Here is a 24,548-nt window from a genome sequence, read left to right as displayed (position 1 = left end):
AGATCAGAAGTTCACGCCGAAGCTCAGGGCCACGAAGTCACGGTCTTCGAGGACGTTGTAATCGCCACCGAAAAAGTCGGTGTAACTCAGGCTTGCGGTGTAGGTGTTGCGGTAGTCGGCATCGACGCCAACGCTGATGGCTTTCGCGCCTTCGTTGAACAGGCCGTTGGGGCCGTACCCCGCGACGTCATGCGACCACGAGAGGTTGGGCTTGAGGTTGATCCCGCCAATGACGTTGGCGTAATCGAGAATCGCCCGGGCGCGATAGCCCCACGAAGTCGAGGTGACGAAACCGTCGGTATCGCCGCCGAATCCGTACTGGCCGTAGACCGAATCACGGCCGTAACGCAGCTCACTGCGTGACTCCAGACCACCGACATGCACCACTGCCGCTTCGCCGACCACTGTCAGGCGCTCGGCGCCCAGTACCTGATCGAAGAAGTGCGTAAGAGTGCTCTGAACCTGCGTGACTTCCTTGCGTCGGTAGCCTTTGTTGTCCGCGCCCGGCGAGGTGGCGAGTGGCGATGCGGTACCGCCGGCAATCGGGTTGACCAGGGCCAGGGTCAAGTCGTTGGTATTGACCTGCACCGGCGCGTTCGGCCGATAGCTGATCTCGCCGGTCCATGCGGTGCCGGTGGGCAGAGTGGTGGAGAAACTGGCGCCGTACAGGCGAATGTCTTCCGGATATTCGAGGTAGTACTGACCGCGTCCGAGCATCACGCTTTGCGCCAGCCCCGCACCGCTGCCAGGCGCCAGGCCATTGGCGATGCCGACCATGCCCGGCAATGCCGCCAGTGTCGACAGCCCCGCCGTGGTGGTGCCGACCGTCGGCGTACGGCTGTGGTAATTCATGAAGTACAGGCCATATTCGGTGTCTTCGCCGAGCCAGCGCAGCGCCGTACCCCACTGCCCCGAATCGCGCGCATCACGATCGCCACCGCGGGGGATCACCACGCCTTCGCGGGTCACTTGTATACCTTGGCCGAACGCAGTGGTCAGCGGCACCAGCGGCGCCACCGCCGGACTGCCGACGGTGTAGCCGTTGGTGCAACCGTCCGCCGCTACGTCGACGCCGAAAAACGTGCCGCAGTTGTCGAGAACGGTCTGATCCCACTCCAGTTGGTAGAAGCCTTCGACCGAGAGTTTGTCGGTCAGACTTTGTGAACCGAACAGCATGTTCACCGGGATCAGGCCTTCCTTGATCTCGGCACCGGGACGCCGAAATGCCGAAACGTCGACCGGGTTGATGCTGTTGATCGAGTTGCCGATGAAGGTACTTTCGCCCCAGCTCACCACCTGCTTGCCGGCGCGCACGGTGCCCGGCAAATCGGCGATGGCGTAGTTGTGATAGACGAAGGCATCGAGGATCTGCGCGCCGGAAGACTTGGCGCCTTCCTTGCGGCCGCTGTCGCTGATCTGTTTGAACTCGCGGTCTTCGTCCTTGAGCTCGAAGTCGTACCAGTATTTGCCCCGCACGAACACGCCAGTGTCGCCGTACTTCAGCTCGAGGTCGTGGATGCCCTTGAAGATCTTCGAGAAGGTTTCGCCCTTCTTGAAATTCAGACGCCCGTCATCACCAGTGGAAGATTGTCCGCTGCCTCCATTGACCGTGCCCACCAGCGAGTTGTCGGCATCACGAAGGCCCCAGCTCGCGCCGATCGATAGGGACGAGTCGAAGGTGCCTTCGATTTCGCCGATGTTGAACGCAACCGCTTGCGCCTGGGCGCAGCAACCCAAAGCCACCGCTGCGGCCAGCGCGTGCGGCGTGAAGATGGCGCGCATTGTTGTTTTTGTCATGCGTCTTCCCCGGTGAGTGACAGAAGGCCCCACCCTACTGTCGGGTGAAGCGGTCGATAAGCGCACCAAGGAGGTATTTGCGTTGTCGCCCGAAAGGATGAATCGCCTTGCACGGCGGTGCCTGGAGCAGTTCATGGACTGGCTGGATGGCCCATCATCAGCGCCATCCATGTGCACGCCACTGTTGCGCGCCCCGTAACAGTGCATGTCCGGAATCGGTATTTTTCCTACAGCCTCAAGCCCGTATTCTGAGACCGCTTTCCCGCATACGTGAAAGCGCCGAGCTCGCTGCGCTGAACGCGCGAGCAATTGGCTTCAGATTTCGGATGAATCGATTTTCGGTTTATCGCCCCGCTGTTCACTGACGTTGATTTGTAGCTCCTTGATCCAACGTCTTACCTTGGCCGCTGCGTCTGCAGCGGCCTTTTTTATGGGCGTTCAAAAAGGCTGGATAGCGGTTCGGCAACGCTTCCGATCAGCGCGTCAGACATTTCTTCGAAGCCTGGACGAATTCCTTCTGCATCGATGAAAACCAGCGAAAACCCTTTCGACATAACGCCCTGTTACTGACGGGCTTCTCGGATTTGATTACCGCCACTCTGAGGTAACTTGAAACACCTCCACCATTCGCTGGTGACACGGATGTCATCGCCACCCGTGCGCACTTTCGATCGAGTGAAAACGCACATTCAAAAGGATATGAATATGCCAAAGCCTCCACCGTTGGAACTGGATCCAGTCGGGAGTTCGGTCCTGATGGCTTCGAACCGTTCAAAGAACGTGACATGAATTACTCCTACAGCGGCATGTTCGACCCTGCCGGCGCCAATCCGCAGACGCGTGAATTGATGCATGAAACGCAAGTCGCCGTGGAACAGGAATTCAACGCAAGAACCGCCTCGATTCCACAAACCATTGAGGTCGAACTGGCGGCGACCAGGCTGGAAGGGCCGACGAATCCTCTGCCACCTGCCGCAGCACTGGCCCGCGAAGTGGGCGTCAGGAACACGTTGATTCAACGCAAGAGCGCCGAGTTTCAACGGCAGACCGCGATTGCCAATCGCTTTTATGGCAGCGATCCACTGGGAAAAACCTTCAAGGATTACCTGAATCAGGCATCGGCCAATCGGCGCGCGCATGGCGCAGCGGTCCGCAGCAGAGCGTGGTGGAGCGAGTCGTTTCGGGCCGCCCACGAAGCGCGGCTGCTGGGCCAGACATTGGCGCTGCTCAACCAGCAACAGGCTGGCGTACTCAATTGGCTGGCCACCGTACAAGCCCAGGATCAGGCACAGGCGGCAGCGGCAGAGGCGCAACGCCAAGCTGCAGAACGTGCTCGCATTGCCGCGGAGCAACAGCGCCAGCGTGACATTGCCGAAGCGGTGCGCCGTGAGCGGGAAGAAACCCGCGTACGCGAACAGGCGCGTCTGGCCGCGTTGGCGCAGAAACAGCGTCGGCATGCCGAACAGGCTCGATTGGCGGCTGAGACCGCGCGCCTGAATGCCGAGGCTGAAGCTCGGGAGAAAGAGCGGCTGGCTGAGTTGAAAATCGCCCGGGCCGAGGCACAAGCCAAAGCTGAAGCAGCGGCGCTGGCCCATGCGGCAGATCAGGCTCGGTTACAGGAGGACAGGAAGCATGTCTTTCCAGCCTCTGGAGCAATGGCCAGCAACGGCCCGGCCGTTTCTTTCGCTTCGACAGCCGTCCCGCTCAGCCCGGCTACCTCGGCGGGAATACTCAATGCGCTACGTACGGCAAAAGCGACCCTGACAGCGACGGGCACGGCGCTGTTCGGCAGTCCGGTATTGATGGGGTTCGCAGCGCTATTGATGCCGTCACCTCTGGGCAACGGGGAACGCTTTGCGATGAGCGTTCCACTGGCCGAGTTGTCGTCCGAGCCGGCCGAGACACTGCGTGAAATCGCAGACCGGCAAGGTACTTTGGAGATGCAGGTCGGGCTAGGCATCAGGCGACTCGGGGCTGGCACGCAAGTGTTCGTCGCTACGAGTGATGACTTCCATATTCGCTCAAGTGTGCTGGTTCTCAATGCCGCATACGATTTGCTCACCGACGTATACCAGATCGCGCTATCGGACTCGCCCACCGACGTGCTGACCTGGACACCCGCTATCTCACCGGGTGAGCAATCGACCGCTTTGCCAATAGTGGATACCGGTTCTCCCGCCTATCCCGGCGCTTCCATTGTTCCGCTTGAGGGGCGGCTGGATCTGAACCCGATCCTGGTCGAAGGCTGGGATCGATTCATCATCGTGTTTCCGGCTGATTCGGGGATAGAGCCGCTTTATGTGGTGTTCAGCGGTCCGTATGAGGGGGCGACCGAAGAGGGGAAGCACAGCGGACGTGGTTTCAACCCTGACGAGATCGGAGATGAAATAGCAGATCTGCAGTGGACAACAGCCATTGTTTCACCGGAAGGAACGGACATAGTGAAGTTACACATTTCGAAGTTTCCGCAATCAGCTGCCAATGACGTAATGCTTGAACGCCTGGAGCGAATCGCTCGTGGAGAACTCGAAGCTACCGACACTGACAAACGTTTCTACACTCACGAGATAAGGGAGTTCGAAAGATTCAGAGCTTTAGGCTTTGGTGATACCGAGATGCCTGAGATCGGGTCACCGATCTGGAATAACGTGCATACGGCAACGTTGGAAGATTTCCAGTTGAAAGACGATCCCAAACTTCTTTACACGCCCGAAGCACTGGCTGCTGCAACGGAGCAGGAAGAACGTGATTACCAGAAATTGCTGAAGGAGGTGTGGCAATGAGCACCGTTGAGATGATCGTTAAAAATGAACCTCTGGATGACATAGTCACGGTGTTCGCGTTACTTCAGGCAACGCCACATCTGGACATGACGATCAGACGCCACAATCGAGACCTGATCAACGAGTATGGGGCCCTGGAAGCATCGTACTCTCGGCTCTTCGCTGCCGGAATCTTGCTGGAGGGAGAAAAGGGCCTCGCTATCAAAGGACCTAACTGGAAGCCCCCCAAGTTCATGACAGAAAAAAGATACATCTGAAAGCTGGAGCCACCAGGCAAGAAGGCTGGTGGCTCCGATACTTTCAAATCGAATACTTCTGCAAATTCGCCATCATTTCCTTCAACGCTTCAATATTGTCCTTCGGGTGCGCCGCGCCCTCGAAATCACAAATCTGCTGCCAGTGCGCCGCCACATCCTCCGGCGAGAACCCTTCGCGCGGGTCGAAGCCGGCGCCGAGGCTACGTTCCCAGCGCACCTTGCCCATCCAGCCGCCGCCGACTTCGAACAGGCCGGACGTTTCCTGACACTGCTCACTGGCCAGATACACCACCAGCGGGCTGACCAGTTCCGGCTTCAGCTGCTCGAAGACTTGCGGCGGGATCAGGCCTTCGGTCATGCGTGTGCCGCCGGTCGGGGCGATGGCGTTGACCAGAATGTTGTTCTTGCGTCCCTCGATCGCCAGCGTTCGGGTCAACCCGTAAAGCCCGAGTTTGGCCATGCCGTAGTTGGACTGCCCGAAATTGCCATAGATGCCCGAAGTCGATGCCGTGAAAATCACCCGACCGTAGTTTTGCTCGCGCAGATGCGGCCAGGCAGCACGAGTCACCTTGTAGGCGCCTTCGACGTGGACGCGATAAACCAGATCCCAGTCGGCGTCGTCCATCTTGTGAAACGATTTGTCGCGCAGAATCCCGGCGTTGTTGACCACCACGTCGACGCGGCCAAAGACGTCGAGGGCGTTTTGCACCAGTTTGTCGCCGTCGGTGACCGAGTCATGGTTGGCTTCGGCGATACCACCAGCCTCGCGAATTTCCGCCACCACGCGGTCGGCGGCCGAGGCATTGGCGCCCTCGCCCTGCGTCGAGCCACCGAGATCGTTGACCAATACCCTGGCGCCCTGTCTGGCGAACAGCAGCGCATGCGCACGACCGAGGCCGCCACCGGCGCCGGTGACAATCACGACTTTATCTTCGAAACGCACAGGCTCATTCATTGCAGCAACTCCAGCAGGCCAAGGGATAGTGGTCCCGAGTGTCAGGCACGGCGCTTTGGGTCACAACGAACACGGCTGGGGCTGAATGGTGCGCGATAAGGCTGGGGGATGATCGAGACTGCCAGCTCGCCTAGAGCCTCTGCTCTCGATGAAAATCAGGAGTAAGCCACCTTGCGCGGAGGCAATACCAGACGATCACGAAACGCCAGATAGTGCTTGAGCACCTGCACCGGGGCTTCGGTCTGCGGATAGTGGCCGATGCCCGGCAACAAAATGGTGTCCGCATCAGGGATGAGTTCGCGATAACGCTCGACCATGTGCACGCCGGAGATCGGATCGAATGCGCCGTCGATCACCCGCAAGGGAATGTCCCCCCGCTGCATGGCAGCCACCCAGCGGTCGCGCTGCACCCGGCGCTCCGGAATGTAGGTGATCAATTTGTGCAGGATGCGCGGGCCATGGTTGCTGTCGACCAGACTCCAGTAATCATCCAGTTCGCTTTCAGTCGGCTGGGTCTGCGGGCCGAAGATCTGCCGAAATCCTTTGACCAGCGCTTCACGGCTGAAGGCGCGGCCGAGCAGCCAGCCAATCGGGCTGAGCAGCAGTTTTTGCATCAGTAAAGGCCGGTGGGTCTCCGGAAACAGACCGCCATTGAGGAACACGCAACTGGCAACTTCGATGCGTTTTTCGTAATGCCGCGCGAGTAATTCCTGAGCGACGCTGTCGCCATAGTCATGAGCGAAAATATGCACGGCTTGTTCAACCTGCAGATGGGCGAGCAGCGCCTGTTGCAGATCGGCCTGTTCCAGCAGGCTGTAGGTGTGATTGCGCGGTTTCGCCGAATCGCCGAAGCCGAGCATGTCGCAGGCGATCACCCGATAACGCTGAGCCAGTGGCTGCCACAGGTAATGCCAATCCCAGCTGGCGGTCGGGAAACCGTGGATCAACAGCAGCGGCTCACCCTGCCCGACCGTCCAGTAACGAATCGTCTGACCACGGAAAACGAACGTCCGGCTGCGCTTGCGCCAGACACTCAGCGGAATCTCGGCGAGCGGCATTAGAATTTATACCCCGGATCCTGGAGATCGAGTTTGCGCAGCAGCGCCGGCCACGCCAGCGCGCCGCCCATGCCCTGCGCGCTCTTGGTCACGCCGGCAATCATCGCCTTGGCGCCGGCGAGAATCTGCGATTCGATGGCGATCAGTTCCGCCCCACCCGTTTGTGCCATGACCTGAATATCGCAGGCACGCTGGAAGGTGAACATCATCAGAAAGGTATCGGCGATGGTGCCGCCGCAGGTCAGCAAACCGTGGTTGTGCAGCATGAGAAAGTTGTTGTCGCCGAGATCGGCCTGCAGACGCGCCTTCTCTTCATGGTTCAGCGCCACACCTTCATAGGCGTGATAAGCCAGGCTCGACAACACGAACAACGACTGCTGACTGATCGGCAGCACCCCCTGCTTTTGCGCCGACACCGCCACGCCCGACGCAGTGTGCGTATGCAGCACGCAAACCACATCGTGGCGCACCTCGTGGACGGCGCTGTGGATGGTGTAACCGGCCGGGTTGATCTCGTAAGGGCTGTCCATGAGTTTATTGCCGGCCTGATCGACTTTCACCAGGCTTGAAGCGGTAATTTCATGGAACATCAAGCCAAACGGATTGATCAGAAAATCTTCGGTGCCGGGCACCTTGGCGGAAATATGCGTGAAGATCAGATCGTCCCAGCCATGCAGCGCGACCAGGCGATAACAGGCGGCAAGGTCGACGCGAGTCTGCCACTCGGCAGCGCTGACCTGGTCTTTGACATTCGGCGACGACTGGACGGGGGCTACGCTCACTGTATGCACCTCTGCGTTCTTCTTGTTCTGCTCGTGTCAGCAGTCTAGTCAGGCGCAGGGCATCGCGTAGTTGCATTGGCAGCCAGCTTGATGACTGAACGAGTCAGTCAGGCAGACAGCCTGTATCACTGCCGACACAACGACGCTTGCAAGGTGCAGCGAAAATCCTGGCCGATCAGCCCTTGAGCGCTTCGATCAGTTGCGCCAGCCACGGCTCGGCATCGGTTTCCGGCGTCACGCTTTCGCAGGCGTCGATGCGCAGCATTTCCTGCACCTCATTCACGCCCAATTCGGCAAACAACTCGCGCATCTGCTCGCCACCGCCGCAAAAGGTGTCGCCATAGCTGGCATCACCGAGGGCGATCACCGCGCCGGGCAGGCCGCGCAATGTGGCAGGCAACTGATCGCGCAGGGTCGAATACAACGGTTGCAGGTTGTCCGGCAACTCGCCCATGCCAGTGGTCGAAGTGACGGCAAGAAGGGCCTCAGGGCCGGACGCCAGAAGATCGGCCAGCGTGGCGCGCGAGTTGTAAAAGGTATCAAAGCCGGCGGCTTTCAGCAGGTTCTGGGCGTGGCGGGCGACTTCTTCGGCGGTGCCATAGACCGAACCGGAGAGAATGGCGACTTTCATCAATCTGATCCTGAAACTGAAAAAAAGAGCCGCGATAGTAACAGCCCATGTGCCGTAGCTGCGATCAGCCCTCACTGCGCGCTGATGGCCTATAGACAGTCCGTGCCTTTCTTCTAGAATGCCAGCCACTGACACAACGGGAGGGGTTCTGGGATGATCAACGCAAGTCTGCTGCAAATGGTGATCAACGCCTCGAATGACGGGATCGTGGTCGCTGAAAAGGAAGGCGAGCAGGACAACATCCTGATTTACGTAAACCCCGCTTTTGAACGGCTGACCGGCTACAGCAGTGAAGAGATTCTCTACCAGGACTGTCGCTTCCTGCAGGCTGGCGACCGCGACCAACAGAGTCTGCAACTGATTCGCGAGACGTTGCGAACGGGTGGTTCGTGCCGCGAAATCCTGCGCAACTATCGCAAGGATGGCACACCGTTCTGGAATGAGTTGTCGCTGTCGACAGTAAAGAACGCCGATGACGGCCAGACATATTTCATCGGTGTGCAAAAGGATGTGACCGTTCAGGTCAGGGCGCAGCAGCGGGTAGCGCAGCTGGAAGCACAAGTGGCTGCATTGCAGGACGAGCTGGCGGCTATCAAAGCGACGAACGGCGCAAACAAAAGCGCGAACTGATGGTCATTAACTACAATCACCAATGACTTTGTAACTATCCACTTCGAGTTAGCCATGCAGCGCGACGCACTTCTCACTCAGGATGAGCTGGATTTCATCCAGACCATGCAGCACAACCCGCAACTGAATGTGCGGGATGCAACGTCGAGTCTGCTGGTTAATGGCGGTTCGCAGATTCGCGATTTGCTGACGCGCCTGGCAGCGCATGAGCAAGTGACGATCCAGGCCAACTTCGAAAATCAGCAGATGACTTTTCCGCTGCATCTGGTGGAAGACGAGTTCCACGCGTTGCACCTGCGTCTCGGTGTCCCGAGCATTTACGAAGACGGCCCGATGGTGCGCCCGTGGCGCTTGGTACTTGAAGAGCCAGTGGCACTGGAAAACGCCAAGGGCCAACCCGGCATGTTGTGGGTGCATGAAGTGTCCCACAAAGGTGTATTGCTGGAAGTACGCAACAAAACCAAACCCCCGAAACATTTCGCCCTGTGGTTCAGCCCTTCCGGTTATGAGCGCATCTCGTTGCGCGGCCATTTCGAGCGTGAAACCGAGCAAGGCTTCTTCGCTTACGAACTGAGCCAGACCGATGCCGACGAAACCGAGCGCCTGCGCCAGTTCATCCTGCAACAGCATCGCCTGACCCACCCTGCCCTGCACGCCTGAGTTTCAGGTATCAAGCTTGCCTGCGAGGAATTGCTTCATGCGCTGACGCATCGTCGCGCCCTCGCTACCCAGGCATGCCACTGCCGAGCCGGCCAGGCTGTCTTCGGCCAGTTCGCAGGCATCGCCGGCCAGCATCAACTGACAATCCAGGCTTAGCGCCAGGCGATTAAGACGCCGGGGCAAGTCCGGCCCGGGGGCATGATTGGAAAACAGCACAAGCGCGTCAGGCTTGATCTTTTCGCAGACCAGCGTCAATTCATCGAAAGGCTGGCCCGTCGTCAGCACCCGCACGTATGAGTCGTTGCCGCTGAGAAACAGCGCCGCGACCAGCAATTCAAGCTCTCTGCACTGACCTGCGAGTGCGCTGACGATCACCCGACGCGGCTGCGCGCCCCGCAACATGACGATGCGCTGCAACACGCGCACCCTGAGAAAGCTGTCGAAAAACAACCACTCACTGGTTTGCCCGAAGGCGTCCTGGCGCTGCAGCAGCTGCCGCCACAACGGCATGATGATGGCTTCAAATACCACCGCTAGCGTGTACGACGAGAAAACCTGCCCGTAGACGCGATCCAGCTGCTGGTCGTCGAATTCACTGACCGCCTGCTGAATCTGCTCCTGCCATTGCCTGTAATCGGCCTGCACATGATCGTCGGAAATGAAGTTTGCCAAAACCTTGAGAGGCTCTGTCTTCGCCAGGATCTTGCCAACTTTGCTCACCGCCACGCCGCGATCGATCCAGTCGACAATAACGCGAACGCGCTCGATATCGTGCATTGAATACAGACGATGGCCGCTTTCGGTGCGGGTTGGCTGGATCAATCCGTACCGACGCTCCCAGGCCCGCAGGGTCACTGGGTTAACCCCGGTCAGGCGCGCCACTTCACGAATGGGAAACAGCTCTTCGCGATCGAGTGTGCCGGGAGATGTCGAAGCCGGGCGAGGTTCCATGATTACAGGCATCTGGCGATCAGCTTCTAAGTCGGTTCGTCGTTCGCCATTCTAACCATGATGAGCCGCAAAGGTTCAAGTAGCGATCTGCGACGAAAGTAACTGGTTTAATCGACAAAATCAGGAATAATCTTTGCTTGTTGTATAGCGCAGGCCTTCACCCTGGTCTGCGTCAGGCGATGCTCTTACCCGGAGCGAAGCACTCGAAATGCGGAGATACACAATGTCTACTTCCCCCGTCACGCTGATGGTAGCGCGTCGCGTTGCCGATGGCCGGTATCACGATCTGATCGCCTGGCTGCGCGAAGGCGAACAATTGGCGACCGATTTCCCCGGCTACTTGGGCTCCGGCGTCCTTGCGCCACCGCCCGGTGATAACGAATTCCAGATCATTTTTCGCTTTGTTGATGAGCAAACCCTGCATGCGTGGGAATACTCTGCATCGCGCATGGCCTGGTTGAACCGGGGCAGCGACCTGTTCGCACATCCCAAGGAACATCGGGTCAGCGGCATCGAGGGCTGGTTTGGCGCTGCCGGACAACGTCCGCCGCGCTGGAAACAGGCCGTGGCGATCTGGCTGGCGTTTTTTCCGGTGTCGCTGATATTCAATTTTGTTCTCGGCCCGCTGCTCGCTGAGTTGAGCCTGTTGCCGCGCATATTGATCGGCACGGCCTGCCTGACACCGCTGATGGTGTACTTCTTCATTCCGTTGTCGACGCGCCTGCTGGCGAACTGGCTGAACAGCACGCCGACGAGGCCACTGCCTGCCACACCTTCGGCGCAGAATCGCTGATCTCCACAGGGCGGCGAGCCTGTTATAGTTTTCGCTTCAGCCGCGATACGAGCCGCCCATGCCAGATTCCGTAGCCCCGATCCTCATCACCGGCGCCGGCCAGCGTGTCGGCCTGCACTGCGCGCAGCGTCTACTCGAGGATGGCCATCGAGTCATCTTCACGTACCGGACCGAGCGTCCGGGCGTGCAGCGATTGCGCGATCTGGGCGCGACAGCCTTGTTCGCGGACTTTTCCAGCGAGGCCGCCATCCTGGCTTTCATCGACGCACTGAAAGCTCACACCGACAGCCTGCGTGCGATCGTGCACAACGCCTCCGAATGGTTGGCGGAAACTCCGGGCAGTGAAGCTGAAGCCTTCAATCGTATGTTCAACATTCACATGCTCGCGCCCTATCTGATCAACCTGCACTGCGCCGAGTTGCTGCAGCGCTCGGCGCCTGCCGACATCATCCACGTCAGCGACGACGTCACCCGCAAAGGCAGCAGCAAGCACATCGGCTATTGCGCCAGCAAGGCCGGTCTCGACAGTCTGACGTTGTCGTTCGCCGCACGCTTCGCACCCGCAATCAAAGTCAACGGCATCGCACCGGCGCTGTTGCTGTTCAACCCCGACGATGACGCTGCGTATCGCGCCAAGGCGCTGGCCAAGTCCGCGCTGGGCATCGAGCCCGGCAGCGAAGTGATCTACCAGAGCCTGCGCTATCTGCTCGACAATCCCTATGTCACCGGCACGACCCTGACTGTAAACGGCGGCCGGCACGTCAAATAGGCCGTCCCGCTTCGACCACGAGTCGAGTAATATCCACCAGAACGCCTGCAATAGACTGGACGGAGCAAATCAATGCCACAACTTCAACCGGGAATGGCGCGCATCCGGGTCAAGGATCTGCGTCTGCGCACCTTTATCGGCATCAACGAGGACGAAATCCTCAACAAGCAGGATGTGCTGATCAACCTGTCCATCCTGTACGCGGCTCAAGAAGCCGTGCGCGACAACGATATCGACCACGCGCTGAATTACCGCACCATCACCAAGGCGATCATCGCCCACGTTGAAGGCAACCGTTTCGCGCTGCTAGAGCGCCTGACGCAAGAATTGCTCGATCTGGTGATGACCAATGCATCGGTGCTGTACGCCGAAGTTGAAGTCGACAAACCTCACGCGCTGCGCTTCGCCGAGTCGGTATCGATTACGCTCGCGGCAAGCCGCTGAGCTACAAGCGTCAGGCTTCAAGCGGTAAGCTAACGACCGACCCCGATCCAATCTTGCAGCTTGAAGCTTGCCGCTCAAAGCTGTCCCGCAGAGAACCCCATGACTGATCAACAACGCCTGGAACTCGAAGCCGCCGCCTTCCGCCGACTGGTCGCTCACCTCGACAGCCGCAAGGACGTGCAGAACATCGACCTGATGAACCTCGCCGGGTTCTGCCGCAACTGCCTGTCCAAGTGGTACAAGGCCGAAGCCGACCAACGCCAGATCGAGGTCAGCCTCGATGATGCCCGCGAAGTGGTTTACGGTATGCCGTACGCCGAATGGAAAGCCCAATACCAGCAGGAAGCCAGCGCCGAGCAGCAAGCAGCGTTTGCCAAAGGAAAACCCAATGACTGATTTGAACACCCTTCGCGCCAGCCTCAAAAGCGGCGAACATGCCTTCGCTGATACCCTGGCGTTCATTGCCGCCGGTTACGACTATCAACCGCAGGCGTTCAATAACGGCGGCGTGGAAAACGCTGCCGGGCAAAACGAAGGCTCATGCAAGACGCTCGGTCTGGCCCTGCTGGAAGGCTTGAGCGACGAAGAAGCGCTGCTGGCGTTCGGCGAGCATTACCGCTCGGTGCTGGCGACCCCAGAGGGCAGCGATCACGGCAATATTCGTGCGCTGATCAAGCACGGTCTGGCCGGTGTGAAGTTCGCCGCGCAGCCGCTGACGCGCCGCTGATCTCTGCAGCCACACATCCCCCTTGTGGGAGCGGGCTTGCTCGCGAATGCGATTTCACATCCGGCACACAAGTGACCTGACACACCGCTTTCGAGCAAGCTCGCTGCCACATTGGATGTACAGCGGCGGTGAATAGCGGACACAAAAAAACCGGCCAATCTCTGGCCGGTTTTTTTCTGCCCTGCGGTCTTAGAATGTGGCGTTCTGAAGGCCGTCCAGATATCGCTCGGTGTCGAGTGCCGCCATGCAGCCGGCGCCGGCCGAGGTGATGGCCTGACGATAGACGTGGTCAGCCACGTCACCGGCAGCGAAGATACCTTCGACGCTGGTGGCCGTCGCGTTGCCTTCACGGCCGCCTTGTACAACCAGATAACCGTCCTTCAGCGTCAACTGGCCTTCGAACAGCGAAGTGTTCGGGGTGTGACCGATGGCAATGAATACGCCGTCGACTTTGATCTCATCAAAGCTGCCATCGTTGTTGCGCAGACGCGCACCGGTCACGCCCATGTTGTCGCCGAGGACTTCGTCCAGGTTAGCGTTCAACTTGAGGATGATCTTGCCTTCGGCCACACGGGCGTTGAGCTTGTCGATCAGGATCTTCTCGGCGCGGAAGGTTTCGCGACGGTGGATGAGGGTCACGGTGCTGGCGATGTTGGCCAGGTACAGCGCTTCCTCAACCGCCGTGTTGCCACCGCCAACCACGGCGACCGGCTTGTTGCGATAGAAGAAACCGTCGCAGGTCGCGCAGGCCGACACGCCTTTGCCCATGAACGCTTCTTCCGACGGCAGGCCCAGGTAGCGGGCGCTGGCACCGGTGGCGATGATCAGCGCATCGCAGGTGTAGACCGCGCTGTCGCCGGTCAGGGTGTACGGCTTGGCAGCGAAGTCGACGGCGTTGATGTGATCGAAGACGATCTCGGTCTCAAAACGCTCGGCGTGCTCGCGCATGCGCTCCATCAGCACCGGACCGGTCAGGCCATGTACATCGCCAGGCCAGTTGTCGACTTCGGTGGTGGTGGTCAGTTGACCGCCGGCCTGCATGCCGGTGATCAGCAGTGGCTTGAGGTTGGCGCGGGCGGCGTAGACCGCAGCGCTGTAACCGGCAGGGCCGGAACCGAGAATGATCACTCGCGAATGACGGACTTCAGACATGAATCTGCTCCTGTTGGCCGGCCATGAAGAATCAGGCGCGGACGCCGGACGGCCGGCGGAATAAAAAAGGACCGTGGACACCTTGGGGAAGGCTTGAACTCGACAGTCCTGTAAAAAGTTGGGTGCAGCGTATCGAGGGGGGCAAGATTAAGGAAATACGGTTTAACAATCCAGCTCATAGGTGGTCTCTATGCGCAGACGCTGACGAGATAGACCTCTTTGTTACAGTGGATGTCGATCACTCTCCCGTGCTTTCGCGGTACTGACAAAGCCGGTAACGTCGGCGCGTTTTCCCTTGCTTCGGAGCACCTTATGCCCGCCCCTGTTCTATCCGGCCCGCAATACCTGCGCGAAGGCCTTCGATTGGTCTTGAGCCCTGGCTTGCGCCTGTTTGTATTGCTGCCGCTGGCGATCAACCTGGTGTTGTTCGTCGGATTGATCTATCTGGCCGGCCACCAGTTCAGCCTGTGGGTCGACACGCTGATGCCATCGCTACCTGAATGGCTGAGTTTCCTCAGCTATATCCTCTGGCCGCTGTTTGTAGTGCTGGTGGCGCTGATGGTGTTCTTCACCTTCACCATGCTTGCCAACATTATCGCCGCGCCGTTCAACGGTTTCCTGGCCGAGAAAGTCGAAGTAGTGGTGCGCGGCACCGATGATTTCCCGGCGTTCAGCTGGGGCGAACTGATCGCGATGATCCCGCGCACCCTGGCCCGCGAAATGCGCAAGCTCGGCTACTTCCTGCCGCGCGCCATCGGCCTGTTCATCCTTTCGTTCATTCCGGTAGTCAATATCATCGCCGCGCCGCTGTGGCTGTTGTTCGGCGTGTGGATGATGGCCATCCAGTACATCGACTACCCGGCGGACAACCACAAACTGGGCTGGAACGAAATGCTCGCCTGGCTGCGGCAGAAGCGCTGGCAGAGCATGAGTTTTGGCGGGATCGTTTATCTGGTGCTGCTGATTCCGGTGGTCAACATCCTGATGATGCCGGCCGCCGTGGCCGGGGCGACGTTGTTCTGGGTGCGCGAGCGTGGCGCCGAAAATCTGGTGATACAACACTGACCGCGTCACAAATCCATCATCCGAACGTCACAACGTCGACATGGCCTCAGCCGACACTGAGGTCATGACGACAGCTCTACATATCACCCTGATCAGCGAAACCTTCCCACCCGAAATCAACGGCGTGGCCAACACCCTTGGCCGCTTGTGCGAAGGTTTGCGTGCGCGAGGGCATCAGGTGGAACTGGTGCGTCCGCGCCAGGCCAGCGATCCGCAACGCAGCGAAGACGATGCGCTGTTGCTGTGTCGCGGATGGCCGTTACCGGGCTATCCCGGGCTGCAGTGGGGCCAATCGTCGATGCATAAATTGCTGCGGCGCTGGAAACGACAGCGCCCGGATGTGCTGTACATCGCCACGGAAGGCCCGCTCGGGTTATCGGCCTTGCGTGCGGCACGGCGCCTGGGGATTGCGGTGGTGAGTGGCTTTCACACCAACTTTCAGCAGTACACCAGCCAGTACGGCCTGGGTCTGCTGACGCGGATGCTCACCCATTACTTGCGCTGGTTTCACAATCGTTCGGCAATGACCCTGGTGCCAAGCGTCAGTCAGCGCCTGGAGCTGGAACGACGGCACTTCGAGCGCCTGGCGTTGCTGTCGCGGGGTGTGGACAGCCAGTTGTTTCACCCCAGCAAACGTCAGAGTGCGTTGCGTGAAAAATGGGGGCTGACCGAGCAGGACATTGCCGTGATTCATGTCGGACGGCTCGCCCCGGAGAAAAATCTGGGTCTGCTTAAACGTTGTTTTGAAACCCTGCGGCAGGCTTATCCACAGCGCCATCTGAAGCTGATCGTGATCGGAGATGGCCCGCAGCGTTCGGCGCTGGAAAAAGACCTGCCTGAAGCGATCTTCTGCGGCGCGCAGCGTGGGGAAACCCTGGCTGCGCACTATGCCTGCGGGGATCTGTTCGTGTTTCCCAGCCTGACCGAAACCTTCGGCAATGTGGTGCTCGAAGCCCTGGCTTCGGGACTTGGCGTGGTGGCGTATGACCAGGCAGCGGCGGCGCAGCATATTCGCCACGGCTACAACGGCGTGTCAGCCATGCCCGGCGATGAGCAGGCCTTTTGCGAAGCGGCGGCGTGGTTGCTGGAGGAGGATGAGCGGTTGCGCTGTGTGCGGCTGAATGCGCGGCAACATGGCAGTCGCCAGAGCTGGGGGGCGATTATCGAGCAGTTCGAAGGGTATTTGCGTGGCGCTTGTGTGGAGGAGCAAGTGATCCCCGATGCGCAAACACTTCCTTGAATCGATGCTGACTGCGAAGCCGCTATCGCTGGCAAGCCAGCGATAGCGCCAGTGAGAACGCCGCTTAAACCAGCGTCATTAATGCCTCACGGCTGAACGGCAAGATATCCTGTTCACGCCCATCGCGAACCTTCTGCGCCCAGTCCGGATCGACCAGCAGCGCGCGACCCACTGCTACCAGATCGAATTCTTCTTTGTTCAGACGCTCCAGCAGATTTTCCAGGCTGGCCGGTTGCGCGACCTTGTCGGTGTTGACCATGAACTGCAGGAACTCGCCGTCCAGGCCTACGCTGCCCACGGTGATGGTCGGTTTGCCGGTCAGCTTGCGCGTCCAGCCAGCAAGGTTCAGATCGGAACCGTCGAATTCCGGTTCCCAGAAGCGGCGGGTCGAGCAGTGGAAAATGTCTACACCAGCATCAGACAGCGGCTTGAGAAACTCGCCCAGCGCTTCGGGGGTTTGCACCAGACGGGCGGCGTAATCCTGCTGCTTCCATTGCGAGAAGCGGAAGATGATCGGGAAGCCTTCACCGACCGCCGCGCGCACCGCTTGAATCAATTCGATGGCGAAACGCGAACGATTGGCCAGGCTGCCGCCGTATTCGTCGGTGCGCTGGTTACTGCCCTCCCAGAAGAACTGATCGACCAGATAACCGTGGGCGCCGTGAATTTCCACGCCGTCCATGCCGATGCTCTGCGCATCTTTGGCAGCCTGGGCGAACGCCGCGATCACCTCGTGAATGTCCTGTTTGGTCATGCCGTGAACCACGACCTGACCGTCCTTGAGTTTTTCCGACGGACCGTAGCCCGGCACGCTGGCGTCCGGCTCGGTGCCGAGGCGCCGTACGCTGCCGACGTGCCACAGTTGCGGAACAATCTTGCCGCCCTCGGCGTGCACGGCGTCGACGACCTTTTTCCAGCCGGCCAGCGGCGCCTCACCGAAGAATTGCGGGACATTCGGATAACCGTTGGAAGCGATGTGGCCGACCGTCGTGCCTTCGGTGATGATCAAACCAACGCCTGCGGCCGCGCGCCGGCGGTAGTACTCAATGACTTTGGAATTGGGTACGCCACCCGGTGAGAACGAACGGGTCATCGGCGCCATGACCACGCGGGTTGGCAGTTCGAGGGCACCAAGATGGAACGGTTTGAACAGGGCTTGAACGGGCATCGAGAGGCTCCACGAAACGTTGGCGACAGACATTAATCGATATGACGGCGATAATATGAAGCACCGACCCTGATGAACAGCATTATTGATTTTGGTGATTAAGGATTAAAAGATTGAAAAGCAAAAGATCGCAGCCTCCGGCAGCTCCTACACGGGGTTTATGGTTCCCCTGTAGGAGCTGCCGAAGGCTGCGATCTTTTGATTGTGCTTGTCAGCTCAGCGCTTTTTCAATCGCATGCACGATGGTCGGATCATCCGGCGCCGTGCGCGGCGAAAACCGCGCCAGCACCCGGCCGTCCTTGCCGAGCAGAAACTTCTCGAAATTCCAGGTGATGTCGCCGGGAAACTCGGCGCCCTCTCCCGCCAACAGGCGATACAACTGATGCCGTTCGTGGCCATTGACTTCGAGCTTGCTCGACAACGGGAACGTCACGCCATAGTTGAGACTGCAAAAATCCTGAATTTCCTGCTCGGTACCCGGCTCCTGGCCGGCAAATTGATTGCACGGCAGGCCCAGCACACTGAAGCCTTTGCCTTTGTATTGTTGGTAGAGGTTTTCCAGTGCCGCGTACTGGGGGGTCAAGCCGCATTTGGAGGCCACGTTGACCACCAGCACGACTTGGCCCTTGAACGGCGCCAGCGGTAGCTCCTGACCATCCAGGGCTGTCAACTTAAGGTCGTGAAAAGCACTCATGCCGAACTCCAGGATTCTCGTGTTCTACTCGAAACAGCCACTTGGCGTGACCACCAAGGACAGCCGCGGACTAAAAAGGCGCCCGCAGGCGCCTCTCCAGTACTCGAAGCTTAGCGCAGAAAATCAGTGGTGATGGCCACCTTCGCCATGGACGTGACCATGAGCGATTTCTTCCTGGCTGGCGTCACGGATGTCGACGATCTTCACCTGGAAGTTCAGGCGCTGACCGGCCAGAGGGTGGTTGCCATCAACGGTGACGTCGTCGCCGTCCAGATCACGGATGGTGACGATCTGCATCTGGCCGTCCGGTGCCGAAGCGTGAAACTGCATGCCGACTTCCAGCTCGTCAACGCCTTCAAACATGCTGCGGCTCAGGGTGCTGACCAGCTCGGCGGCGTATTCGCCGTAAGCGTCTTCCGGCTCGACGGCTACTTGCAGTTCGTCGCCGACCGCTTTGCCTTCGAGGGCTTTTTCCAGGCCAGGGATGATGTTGCCTGCGCCTTGCAGGTAAACCAGCGGAGCGCCGCCGGCGGAGCTGTCGATGACCTCACCAGCGTCGTTGGTCAGGGTATAGTCGATGGAGACAGCCTTATTGGCGGCGATCAGCATGGGGCGAGACCTTTTGCATAAGAATATAGAAAGGCCAAGTTTAGCGAAGCAATCGCGTGAAAGCGACCACAACCCGGACAAACGGGTTTCGACGATCACCGGTTTTCATCAGGACGAAGACGGCCATTGGGTGGTCGAGCTTTCCTGTGGTCACACCCAGCACCTGCGCCACCAGCCGCCGTGGCAAACCCGCGCATGGGTCCTGGATCCGGCGCAACGTATTGAAAAAACAGGTCAACCCTTTGCCTGCGGTTGGTGTGCACAGGGCTCGGTTAGCGCTAACCTTGGCGACTGAATTTCGGTAGTCGGCCAGACATAGGCTGACACCCTTGCATAGAGAATTCCCATGCAAACTTTTTTTATCGCCCCCACCGATTTTGGCGTGGGTCTGACCTCCATCAGCCTCGGGCTGGTGCGTACGCTTGAGCGCGCCGGTCTCAAAGTCGGCTTCTTCAAACCGATCGCCCAGCCGCACCCCGGCGACACCGGCCCTGAACGATCCACCGAACTGGTGGCGCGCACCCACGGCCTGAAACCGCCGCAACCGTTGGGCCTGGCGCACGTCGAGCGCATGCTCGGCGACGGTCAGCTCGACGAGTTGCTCGAAGAAATCATCGCCCTGTATCAGCAAGCGGCGGTCGGCAAGGACGTGCTGGTGGTCGAAGGCATGGTGCCGACCCGCAGCGCCAGTTATGCCGCGCGGGTCAATCTGCACTTGGCGAAGAGCCTCGATGCCGAAGTGATTCTGGTCTCGGCGCCGGAAAACGAAGTGCTCGCCGAGCTGTCTGGCCGCGTCGAGCTTCAAGCGCAATTGTTCGGCGGCCCGAAAGATCCGAAGGTCCTCGGGGTGATCCTCAACAAGGTCAAGACCGACGAAAGCATGGACGCCTTCGCCATGCGTCTGAAGGAGCATTCGCCCTTGCTGCGCAGCGGTGATTTCCGCTTGCTCGGCTGCATCCCGTTTCAACCGGAACTCAACGCGCCGCGCACCCGCGACGTCGCCGATCTGATGGGCGCGCAGGTACTCAACGCTGGCGACTACGAAACCCGGCGCATGAGCAAAATCATCATTTGCGCACGAACCATGCGCAACACCGTCGAGCTGCTCAAGCCCGGCGTGCTGGTGGTAACACCGGGCGATCGCGACGACATCATCCTCGCCGTCAGCCTTGCGGCGATCAACGGCGTGCCGCTGGCCGGCCTGCTGTTGACCAGCGACACCCTGCCCGACCCGCGCATCATGGACCTGTGCCGGGGCGCGTTGCAGGCCGGTTTGCCGGTGTTGTCGGTGAGCACTGGCTCTTACGACACCGCCAATTTGCTCAATGGCCTGAACAAGGAAATCCCCATCGATGACCGCGAGCGCGCGGAGATCATCACCGATTTCGTCGCCAGCCATCTCGACGCCAACTGGCTGCATCAGCGCTGCGGTACGCCAAGGGAAATGCGCCTGTCGCCAGCGGTGTTCCGTTATCAGTTGATCCAACGTGCGCAAGCGGCGAACAAGCGCATCGTCCTGCCCGAAGGCAGCGAGCCGTTCACCGTGCAAGCGGCGGCGATCTGTCAGGAACGCGGGATCGCCCGCTGCGTGCTGCTGGCCAAACCCGAAGACGTCGAAGCGGTCGCCCGGGCGCAGGGCATCGTGCTGCCGCCGGGTCTGGAAATTCTCGACCCGGATCACATCCGCGAGCGCTACGTCGAGCCGATGGTCGCCCTGCGCAAGAGCAAAAGCCTCAACGCACCGATGGCCGAGCAACAACTGGAAGACACCGTGGTGATCGGCACCATGATGCTTGCGCTGGACGAGGTCGATGGGCTGGTGTCCGGGGTAATCAACACCACCGCCAACACCATCCGCCCCGCCCTGCAACTGATCAAGACCGCACCGGGCTGCACGCTGGTGTCGTCGGTGTTCTTCATGCTCTTTCCGGAAGAAGTGCTGGTTTACGGCGACTGCGTGATGAACCCGCATCCGAGCGCCAGCGAACTGGCCGAGATCGCCCTGCAAAGCGCTGACTCGGCGGCCGCATTCGGCATTACCCCGCGTGTGGCGATGATCAGCTATTCGAGCGGCGAATCGGCCCGCGGTGAAGAAGTCGAGAAAGTCCGCGAGGCGACCCTGCTCGCCCATGAGCAACAAAACTCGCTGTTGATCGACGGCCCGTTGCAGTACGACGCTGCCGCCAACGCTGACGTCGCCCGGCAACTGGCGCCGAACAGTCAGGTCGCGGGACGCGCCACGGTGTTCGTGTTCCCCGATCTGAACACCGGTAACACCACGCATAAAGCCGTGCAACGCAGCGCCGATTGCGTCAGCCTCGGGCCGATGCTGCAAGGCCTGCGCAAACCGGTGAATGACCTGCCGCGCGGCGCGCAAGTCGATGACATCGTCTACACCATCGCGCTCACCGCGATTCAAGCCGCCAACCGACCTATGGATGTGTAAATGCTGGACTTTCTCCCTGCACCCGTGCGCGGCGTGATCGCTTCGCTGCTGTTGGCGCTGAACACGATTCTGCTCTGCTCCTTTCTGTTCTGTGTGGCGCTGATAAAAGCCCTGCCGTTTGCCTTGACCCAGCGCATTGCCGGCTGGCTGATGAGCCACACCCACGAAGCGTGGATCAGCAACAACAAGGGCTGGATGAACCTGGTGCGCCGCACCCGCTGGCACATCAGCGGTCTGCAAGGTCTGGACTATCAGCACTCATATCTGATCACCAGCAACCACCAGAGCTGGGTCGATATTCTGGTGCTGCAATACGTGCTCAACCGCAGGATTCAGCCGCTGAAATTCTTCCTCAAGCAGGAGCTGATCTGGGTCCCGGTGATCGGTCTGGCGTGGTGGGCGCTGGGTTTTCCGTTCATGAAGCGCTACTCCAAGGCATACCTGGAAAAGCACCCGGAGAAGAAAGGCAAAGACCTGGAAACCACGCGCAAGACCTGCGCGAAATTCCGGCATAACCCGGTGGGGATTTTCAACTTCGTCGAAGGCACACGCTTCACCGAAGGCAAGCATGCGCAGCAGCAATCACCGTTCAAGTACCTGCTCAAGCCCAAGGCCGGCGGGATTGCCTTCGTGCTGGATGCGATGGGTGAACAGCTGGAGTCGATCGTCAACGTGACGATTCATTACCCGGCCGGGCGTCCGGGGTTCTGGGACTTGCTCTGCGGCAATGTGCGCGATGTGGTGGTGCACTTTGAAGAGATCAAAATCCCGCCTGCCTTCATCGGCAAGAACTATGACCAGGATGGCGAGTACCGATTGCAGTTTCAGGGCTGGATCAATCAGCTGTGGCTAGACAAGGATGCGTTGCTGGAGCAGATGCACCTCGATTATCCATCCAGACACTGATCCTGTGGGTGCGGGCTTGCTCGCGAATGCGGTGGATCAGTCAGCTTCAATGTGAACTGACACACCGCATTCGCGAGCAAGCCCGCTCCCACAGTTGACCGAGTTGAAATAAAAAACCCGCCGATGATCACTCATCGGCGGGCTTTTTCTTGCAGCTAGAAGCTTGTCGCTGCTTCTGCCTTAGATGGCGCCACGTTGACGCAGCAGCTCCAGCACTTGCTTGACGCTTTCTTCCAGACTCAGCGACTGCGTGTCGATCACCAGGTCAGCGTCCAGCGGCACATCGTACGGGAAGGATTCGCCCGGGATGTTATCGCCGCCAGCGGCGTACAACCCTTGCGGATCACGTTCGGCGCACACGGTCGGTGAAGCCTGCACGTAGACTGTCAACAGACGATCCTTGCCGATCAGATCCTTCGCCTGCTCGCGGCCTTCGGCACTCGGCGCAACGAACGCGGCCAGTGTCAGCAGACCCGCCTCGTTGAACTGGCGCGCCACATGCGCGGCACGCCGCCAGTTCTCGGTACGCCCGGCACGATCCTGTGGCAGTCCTTTGTTGAGGTCGTGACGCAGGTTCTGCCCATCCAGCACGAACACCGCACGGCCCATGTCGAACAGCTTGCGCTCCACCGCGTAAGCCAGCGTGCTCTTGCCCGCACCGGACAGACCGCTGAACAATACGGTGGCCGGTTGCTGGCCGAAGCGCTGGGCACGTTCTTCAGTCGCCACGTGGGCCAGTTTGCCGTGGTGCGTGGCGGTGCCGTGCGTCACTGGCTGAGCGACGATCATGCCGGCGCCGACGGTGCCGTTGGTCAACCGGTCAATGACGATGAACGCGCCGGTGGTGCGGTTGCTTTCGTAACCGTCGAGGGCGATCGGCGCGTCGAGCGCGATCTTCACCTTGCCGATTTCGTTGAGCTGCAACGCGCTCGCCGGGCCTTCTTCCAACGTGTTGACGTCGACCTTGTTGACGATGCTGGCGATCGAGCCCGGCACGTAACTGGTGGCGCGCTTGATGTCGTATTTCTTGCCCGGCAGCATCGGCTCTTCAGCCATCCACACCAGCATCGCTTCGAAGCTGTCGGTGACCGGCGGCACGTTGTCGGCATGCACCAACAGGTCGCCACGGGAGATGTCGATTTCGTCTTCCATGGTCAGCGTCACGGCCTGACCTGGGCCTGCGTGTTCCAGCTCACCTTCGAAGGTAACGATGGATTTGACCCGGCTGCTCTTGCCCGACGGCAGCACCACGACTTCGTCGCCCTTGTGCACGATCCCGCTGGCCAGCGTCCCGGCGAAACCACGGAAGTTCAGGTTCGGACGGTTGACGTACTGCACCGGGAAACGCAGATCGGTGAAGTTGCGATCGCCCGCCACTTCCACAGTCTCGAGGATTTCCATCAGCGACTGGCCGGTGTACCACGGCGAGCGCTCGGACTTGTTCACGACGTTGTCGCCCTTGAGGGCCGACATCGGCACGAAGTGCATGCTGGTCGGCTTCATCTTCAAGCCTTCGGCAAACTTCAGGTAGTCGGCCTTGATCGACTCGAACACGCCTTCGTCGAAGTCCTTCAAGTCCATCTTGTTGATGGCGACGACAATGTGCTTGATGCCCAGCAGGGAGGCGATAAAGCTGTGGCGACGGGTCTGGGTCTGCACGCCGTAACGGGCGTCGACGAGAATGATCGCCAGGTCACAGGTGGACGCACCGGTGGCCATATTGCGGGTGTACTGCTCATGGCCGGGGGTGTCGGCGATGATGAATTTGCGCTTGGCGGTGGAGAAATAGCGGTAAGCGACATCAATGGTAATGCCCTGCTCGCGCTCGGCCTGCAGGCCGTCGACCAGCAACGCCAGATCGATGTCATCACCGGTGGTGCCGGATTTCTTCGAGTCGCGGGTGATTGCTTCGAGGTGATCTTCATAGATCATCTTCGAGTCGTGCAGCAGGCGCCCGATCAGGGTGCTCTTGCCGTCATCGACGTTACCGCAAGTCAAAAAGCGCAGCAGTTCTTTACGTTCGTGCTGGCC

25 protein-coding genes are annotated in these 24,548 nt (G+C 59.7%); 14 read left to right on the top strand and 11 right to left on the bottom strand.

What is annotated here, in order from left to right; translation table 11 throughout:
- Positions 1 to 3: 3 nt before the first annotated feature.
- Positions 4 to 1,797: a DUF1302 domain-containing protein gene (locus ACIGDJ_RS17510; protein WP_101159277.1), complete on the bottom strand. Its 1,794-nt coding sequence runs from the start codon at positions 1,795 to 1,797 to the stop codon at positions 4 to 6.
- 785 nt (positions 1,798 to 2,582) lie between these two features.
- On the opposite strand from ACIGDJ_RS17510, the gene ACIGDJ_RS17505 reads away from it, so the two are divergent.
- Both ACIGDJ_RS17505 and ACIGDJ_RS17500 read left to right on the top strand, forming a co-directional pair.
- Positions 2,583 to 4,580, top strand: coding sequence for an S-type pyocin domain-containing protein (locus ACIGDJ_RS17505; protein ID WP_397479345.1), 1,998 nt, complete (start codon positions 2,583 to 2,585; stop codon positions 4,578 to 4,580).
- On the top strand, positions 4,577 to 4,837 hold the full coding sequence (locus ACIGDJ_RS17500) for a hypothetical protein (protein WP_101159276.1): 261 nt from the start codon (positions 4,577 to 4,579) through the stop codon (positions 4,835 to 4,837). The genes ACIGDJ_RS17505 and ACIGDJ_RS17500 overlap by 4 nt, the downstream gene beginning before the upstream one ends.
- Before the next feature lie 43 nt (positions 4,838 to 4,880).
- On the opposite strand, the gene ACIGDJ_RS17495 is transcribed toward ACIGDJ_RS17500, so the two are convergent.
- The 4 genes from ACIGDJ_RS17495 to ACIGDJ_RS17480 all read right to left on the bottom strand — a co-directional run bounded on the left by ACIGDJ_RS17495 (position 4,881) and on the right by ACIGDJ_RS17480 (position 8,263).
- The gene (locus ACIGDJ_RS17495; RefSeq protein ID WP_101159275.1) at positions 4,881 to 5,792 is read right to left on the bottom strand and encodes an SDR family oxidoreductase; all 912 of its coding nucleotides are present in this window, start codon (positions 5,790 to 5,792) and stop codon (positions 4,881 to 4,883) included.
- 155 nt (positions 5,793 to 5,947) lie between these two features.
- The gene (locus tag ACIGDJ_RS17490; protein WP_101159274.1) at positions 5,948 to 6,850 is read right to left on the bottom strand and encodes an alpha/beta fold hydrolase; all 903 of its coding nucleotides are present in this window, start codon (positions 6,848 to 6,850) and stop codon (positions 5,948 to 5,950) included.
- Positions 6,850 to 7,632, bottom strand: a complete 783-nt coding sequence (locus ACIGDJ_RS17485; protein WP_397479344.1) for a class II aldolase/adducin family protein — start codon at positions 7,630 to 7,632, stop codon at positions 6,850 to 6,852. Before ACIGDJ_RS17485 ends, ACIGDJ_RS17490 begins: the two co-directional genes overlap by 1 nt.
- A 175-nt stretch (positions 7,633 to 7,807) precedes the next feature.
- Positions 7,808 to 8,263 (bottom strand): flavodoxin, encoded by a 456-nt coding sequence (locus tag ACIGDJ_RS17480; RefSeq protein WP_397479343.1) that lies wholly within the window; start codon positions 8,261 to 8,263, stop codon positions 7,808 to 7,810.
- Positions 8,264 to 8,416: 153 nt separating this feature from the next.
- On the opposite strand from ACIGDJ_RS17480, the gene ACIGDJ_RS17475 reads away from it, so the two are divergent.
- Positions 8,417 to 8,893, top strand: a complete 477-nt coding sequence (locus ACIGDJ_RS17475; protein WP_101159271.1) for a PAS domain-containing protein — start codon at positions 8,417 to 8,419, stop codon at positions 8,891 to 8,893.
- 54 nt (positions 8,894 to 8,947) lie between these two features.
- On the top strand, positions 8,948 to 9,553 hold the full coding sequence (locus ACIGDJ_RS17470) for a hypothetical protein (RefSeq protein ID WP_101159270.1): 606 nt from the start codon (positions 8,948 to 8,950) through the stop codon (positions 9,551 to 9,553).
- A 3-nt stretch (positions 9,554 to 9,556) separates the two neighbouring features.
- Here the strand turns inward: ACIGDJ_RS17470 and ACIGDJ_RS17465 are convergent, their stop codons facing one another.
- Positions 9,557 to 10,516 (bottom strand): MerR family transcriptional regulator, encoded by a 960-nt coding sequence (locus tag ACIGDJ_RS17465; RefSeq protein WP_397479342.1) that lies wholly within the window; start codon positions 10,514 to 10,516, stop codon positions 9,557 to 9,559.
- 211 nt (positions 10,517 to 10,727) lie between these two features.
- Between ACIGDJ_RS17465 and ACIGDJ_RS17460 the strand changes: the two genes are divergently transcribed.
- The 5 genes from ACIGDJ_RS17460 (at position 10,728) to ACIGDJ_RS17440 (ending at position 13,237) form a co-directional block, all read left to right on the top strand.
- Positions 10,728 to 11,297 (top strand): antibiotic biosynthesis monooxygenase, encoded by a 570-nt coding sequence (locus tag ACIGDJ_RS17460; protein WP_101159269.1) that lies wholly within the window; start codon positions 10,728 to 10,730, stop codon positions 11,295 to 11,297.
- Positions 11,298 to 11,355: 58 nt separating this feature from the next.
- A complete protein-coding gene (folM, locus tag ACIGDJ_RS17455; protein WP_101159268.1) occupies positions 11,356 to 12,066 on the top strand; it encodes a dihydromonapterin reductase in 711 nt (236 codons plus the stop codon).
- Between the two features lie 72 nt (positions 12,067 to 12,138).
- On the top strand, positions 12,139 to 12,510 hold the full coding sequence (folX, locus tag ACIGDJ_RS17450; protein WP_101159267.1) for a dihydroneopterin triphosphate 2'-epimerase: 372 nt from the start codon (positions 12,139 to 12,141) through the stop codon (positions 12,508 to 12,510).
- Between the two features lie 99 nt (positions 12,511 to 12,609).
- Positions 12,610 to 12,906 (top strand): DUF1244 domain-containing protein, encoded by a 297-nt coding sequence (locus ACIGDJ_RS17445; protein WP_056782977.1) that lies wholly within the window; start codon positions 12,610 to 12,612, stop codon positions 12,904 to 12,906.
- Positions 12,899 to 13,237: a HopJ type III effector protein gene (locus ACIGDJ_RS17440; protein WP_101159266.1), complete on the top strand. Its 339-nt coding sequence runs from the start codon at positions 12,899 to 12,901 to the stop codon at positions 13,235 to 13,237. Before ACIGDJ_RS17445 ends, ACIGDJ_RS17440 begins: the two co-directional genes overlap by 8 nt.
- Positions 13,238 to 13,426: 189 nt before the next feature.
- Here the strand turns inward: ACIGDJ_RS17440 and trxB are convergent, their stop codons facing one another.
- Complete coding sequence (gene trxB, locus ACIGDJ_RS17435; protein ID WP_016771656.1) at positions 13,427 to 14,389, bottom strand: thioredoxin-disulfide reductase; 963 nt, start codon at positions 14,387 to 14,389, stop codon at positions 13,427 to 13,429.
- A gap of 312 nt (positions 14,390 to 14,701) precedes the next feature.
- Here trxB and cysZ point away from each other — a divergent pair, with 312 nt between their 5' ends.
- Both cysZ and ACIGDJ_RS17425 read left to right on the top strand, forming a co-directional pair.
- On the top strand, positions 14,702 to 15,454 hold the full coding sequence (cysZ, locus tag ACIGDJ_RS17430) for a sulfate transporter CysZ (protein WP_101159265.1): 753 nt from the start codon (positions 14,702 to 14,704) through the stop codon (positions 15,452 to 15,454).
- Positions 15,455 to 15,494: 40 nt separating this feature from the next.
- The gene (locus ACIGDJ_RS17425) at positions 15,495 to 16,694 is read left to right on the top strand and encodes a glycosyltransferase family 1 protein (RefSeq protein WP_312995206.1); all 1,200 of its coding nucleotides are present in this window, start codon (positions 15,495 to 15,497) and stop codon (positions 16,692 to 16,694) included.
- A gap of 64 nt (positions 16,695 to 16,758) precedes the next feature.
- Here ACIGDJ_RS17425 and ACIGDJ_RS17420 read toward each other — a convergent pair whose 3' ends face one another.
- The 3 genes from ACIGDJ_RS17420 to ACIGDJ_RS17410 form a co-directional block, all read right to left on the bottom strand.
- A complete protein-coding gene (locus ACIGDJ_RS17420) occupies positions 16,759 to 17,862 on the bottom strand; it encodes an NADH:flavin oxidoreductase (protein WP_397479341.1) in 1,104 nt (367 codons plus the stop codon).
- 211 nt (positions 17,863 to 18,073) lie between these two features.
- The gene (locus tag ACIGDJ_RS17415) at positions 18,074 to 18,556 is read right to left on the bottom strand and encodes a glutathione peroxidase (protein WP_101159262.1); all 483 of its coding nucleotides are present in this window, start codon (positions 18,554 to 18,556) and stop codon (positions 18,074 to 18,076) included.
- A 123-nt stretch (positions 18,557 to 18,679) separates the two neighbouring features.
- Positions 18,680 to 19,165, bottom strand: coding sequence for a peptidylprolyl isomerase (locus ACIGDJ_RS17410; protein WP_101159261.1), 486 nt, complete (start codon positions 19,163 to 19,165; stop codon positions 18,680 to 18,682).
- Between ACIGDJ_RS17410 and ACIGDJ_RS17405 the strand changes: the two genes are divergently transcribed.
- Genes ACIGDJ_RS17405 through ACIGDJ_RS17395 form a run of 3 tightly spaced genes read left to right on the top strand, consistent with a single transcriptional unit; the run spans position 19,134 to position 22,517 of the window.
- Positions 19,134 to 19,460, top strand: a complete 327-nt coding sequence (locus tag ACIGDJ_RS17405) for a DUF3565 domain-containing protein (protein ID WP_073473919.1) — start codon at positions 19,134 to 19,136, stop codon at positions 19,458 to 19,460. The genes ACIGDJ_RS17410 and ACIGDJ_RS17405 overlap by 32 nt on opposite strands.
- 51 nt (positions 19,461 to 19,511) lie before the next feature.
- Positions 19,512 to 21,611, top strand: coding sequence for a phosphate acetyltransferase (pta, locus tag ACIGDJ_RS17400; protein ID WP_397479340.1), 2,100 nt, complete (start codon positions 19,512 to 19,514; stop codon positions 21,609 to 21,611).
- Entirely contained in the window at positions 21,612 to 22,517 is a 906-nt protein-coding gene (locus ACIGDJ_RS17395; RefSeq protein ID WP_101159259.1) for an acyltransferase, read from the top strand.
- 180 nt (positions 22,518 to 22,697) lie between these two features.
- Here ACIGDJ_RS17395 and cysN read toward each other — a convergent pair.
- Positions 22,698 to 24,548, bottom strand: a 1,851-nt coding sequence (gene cysN, locus ACIGDJ_RS17390; protein ID WP_397504577.1) for a sulfate adenylyltransferase subunit CysN, incomplete at its 5' end; no start/stop codon positions are given.

The organism is Pseudomonas sp. NPDC079367 (genome assembly GCF_044542195.1).
In the GTDB taxonomy this organism is placed as follows: Bacteria; Pseudomonadota; Gammaproteobacteria; order Pseudomonadales; family Pseudomonadaceae; genus Aquipseudomonas.
Note: the sequence above shows the minus strand (reverse complement) of the source record. Positions and strands in the feature narration are given on the sequence as shown.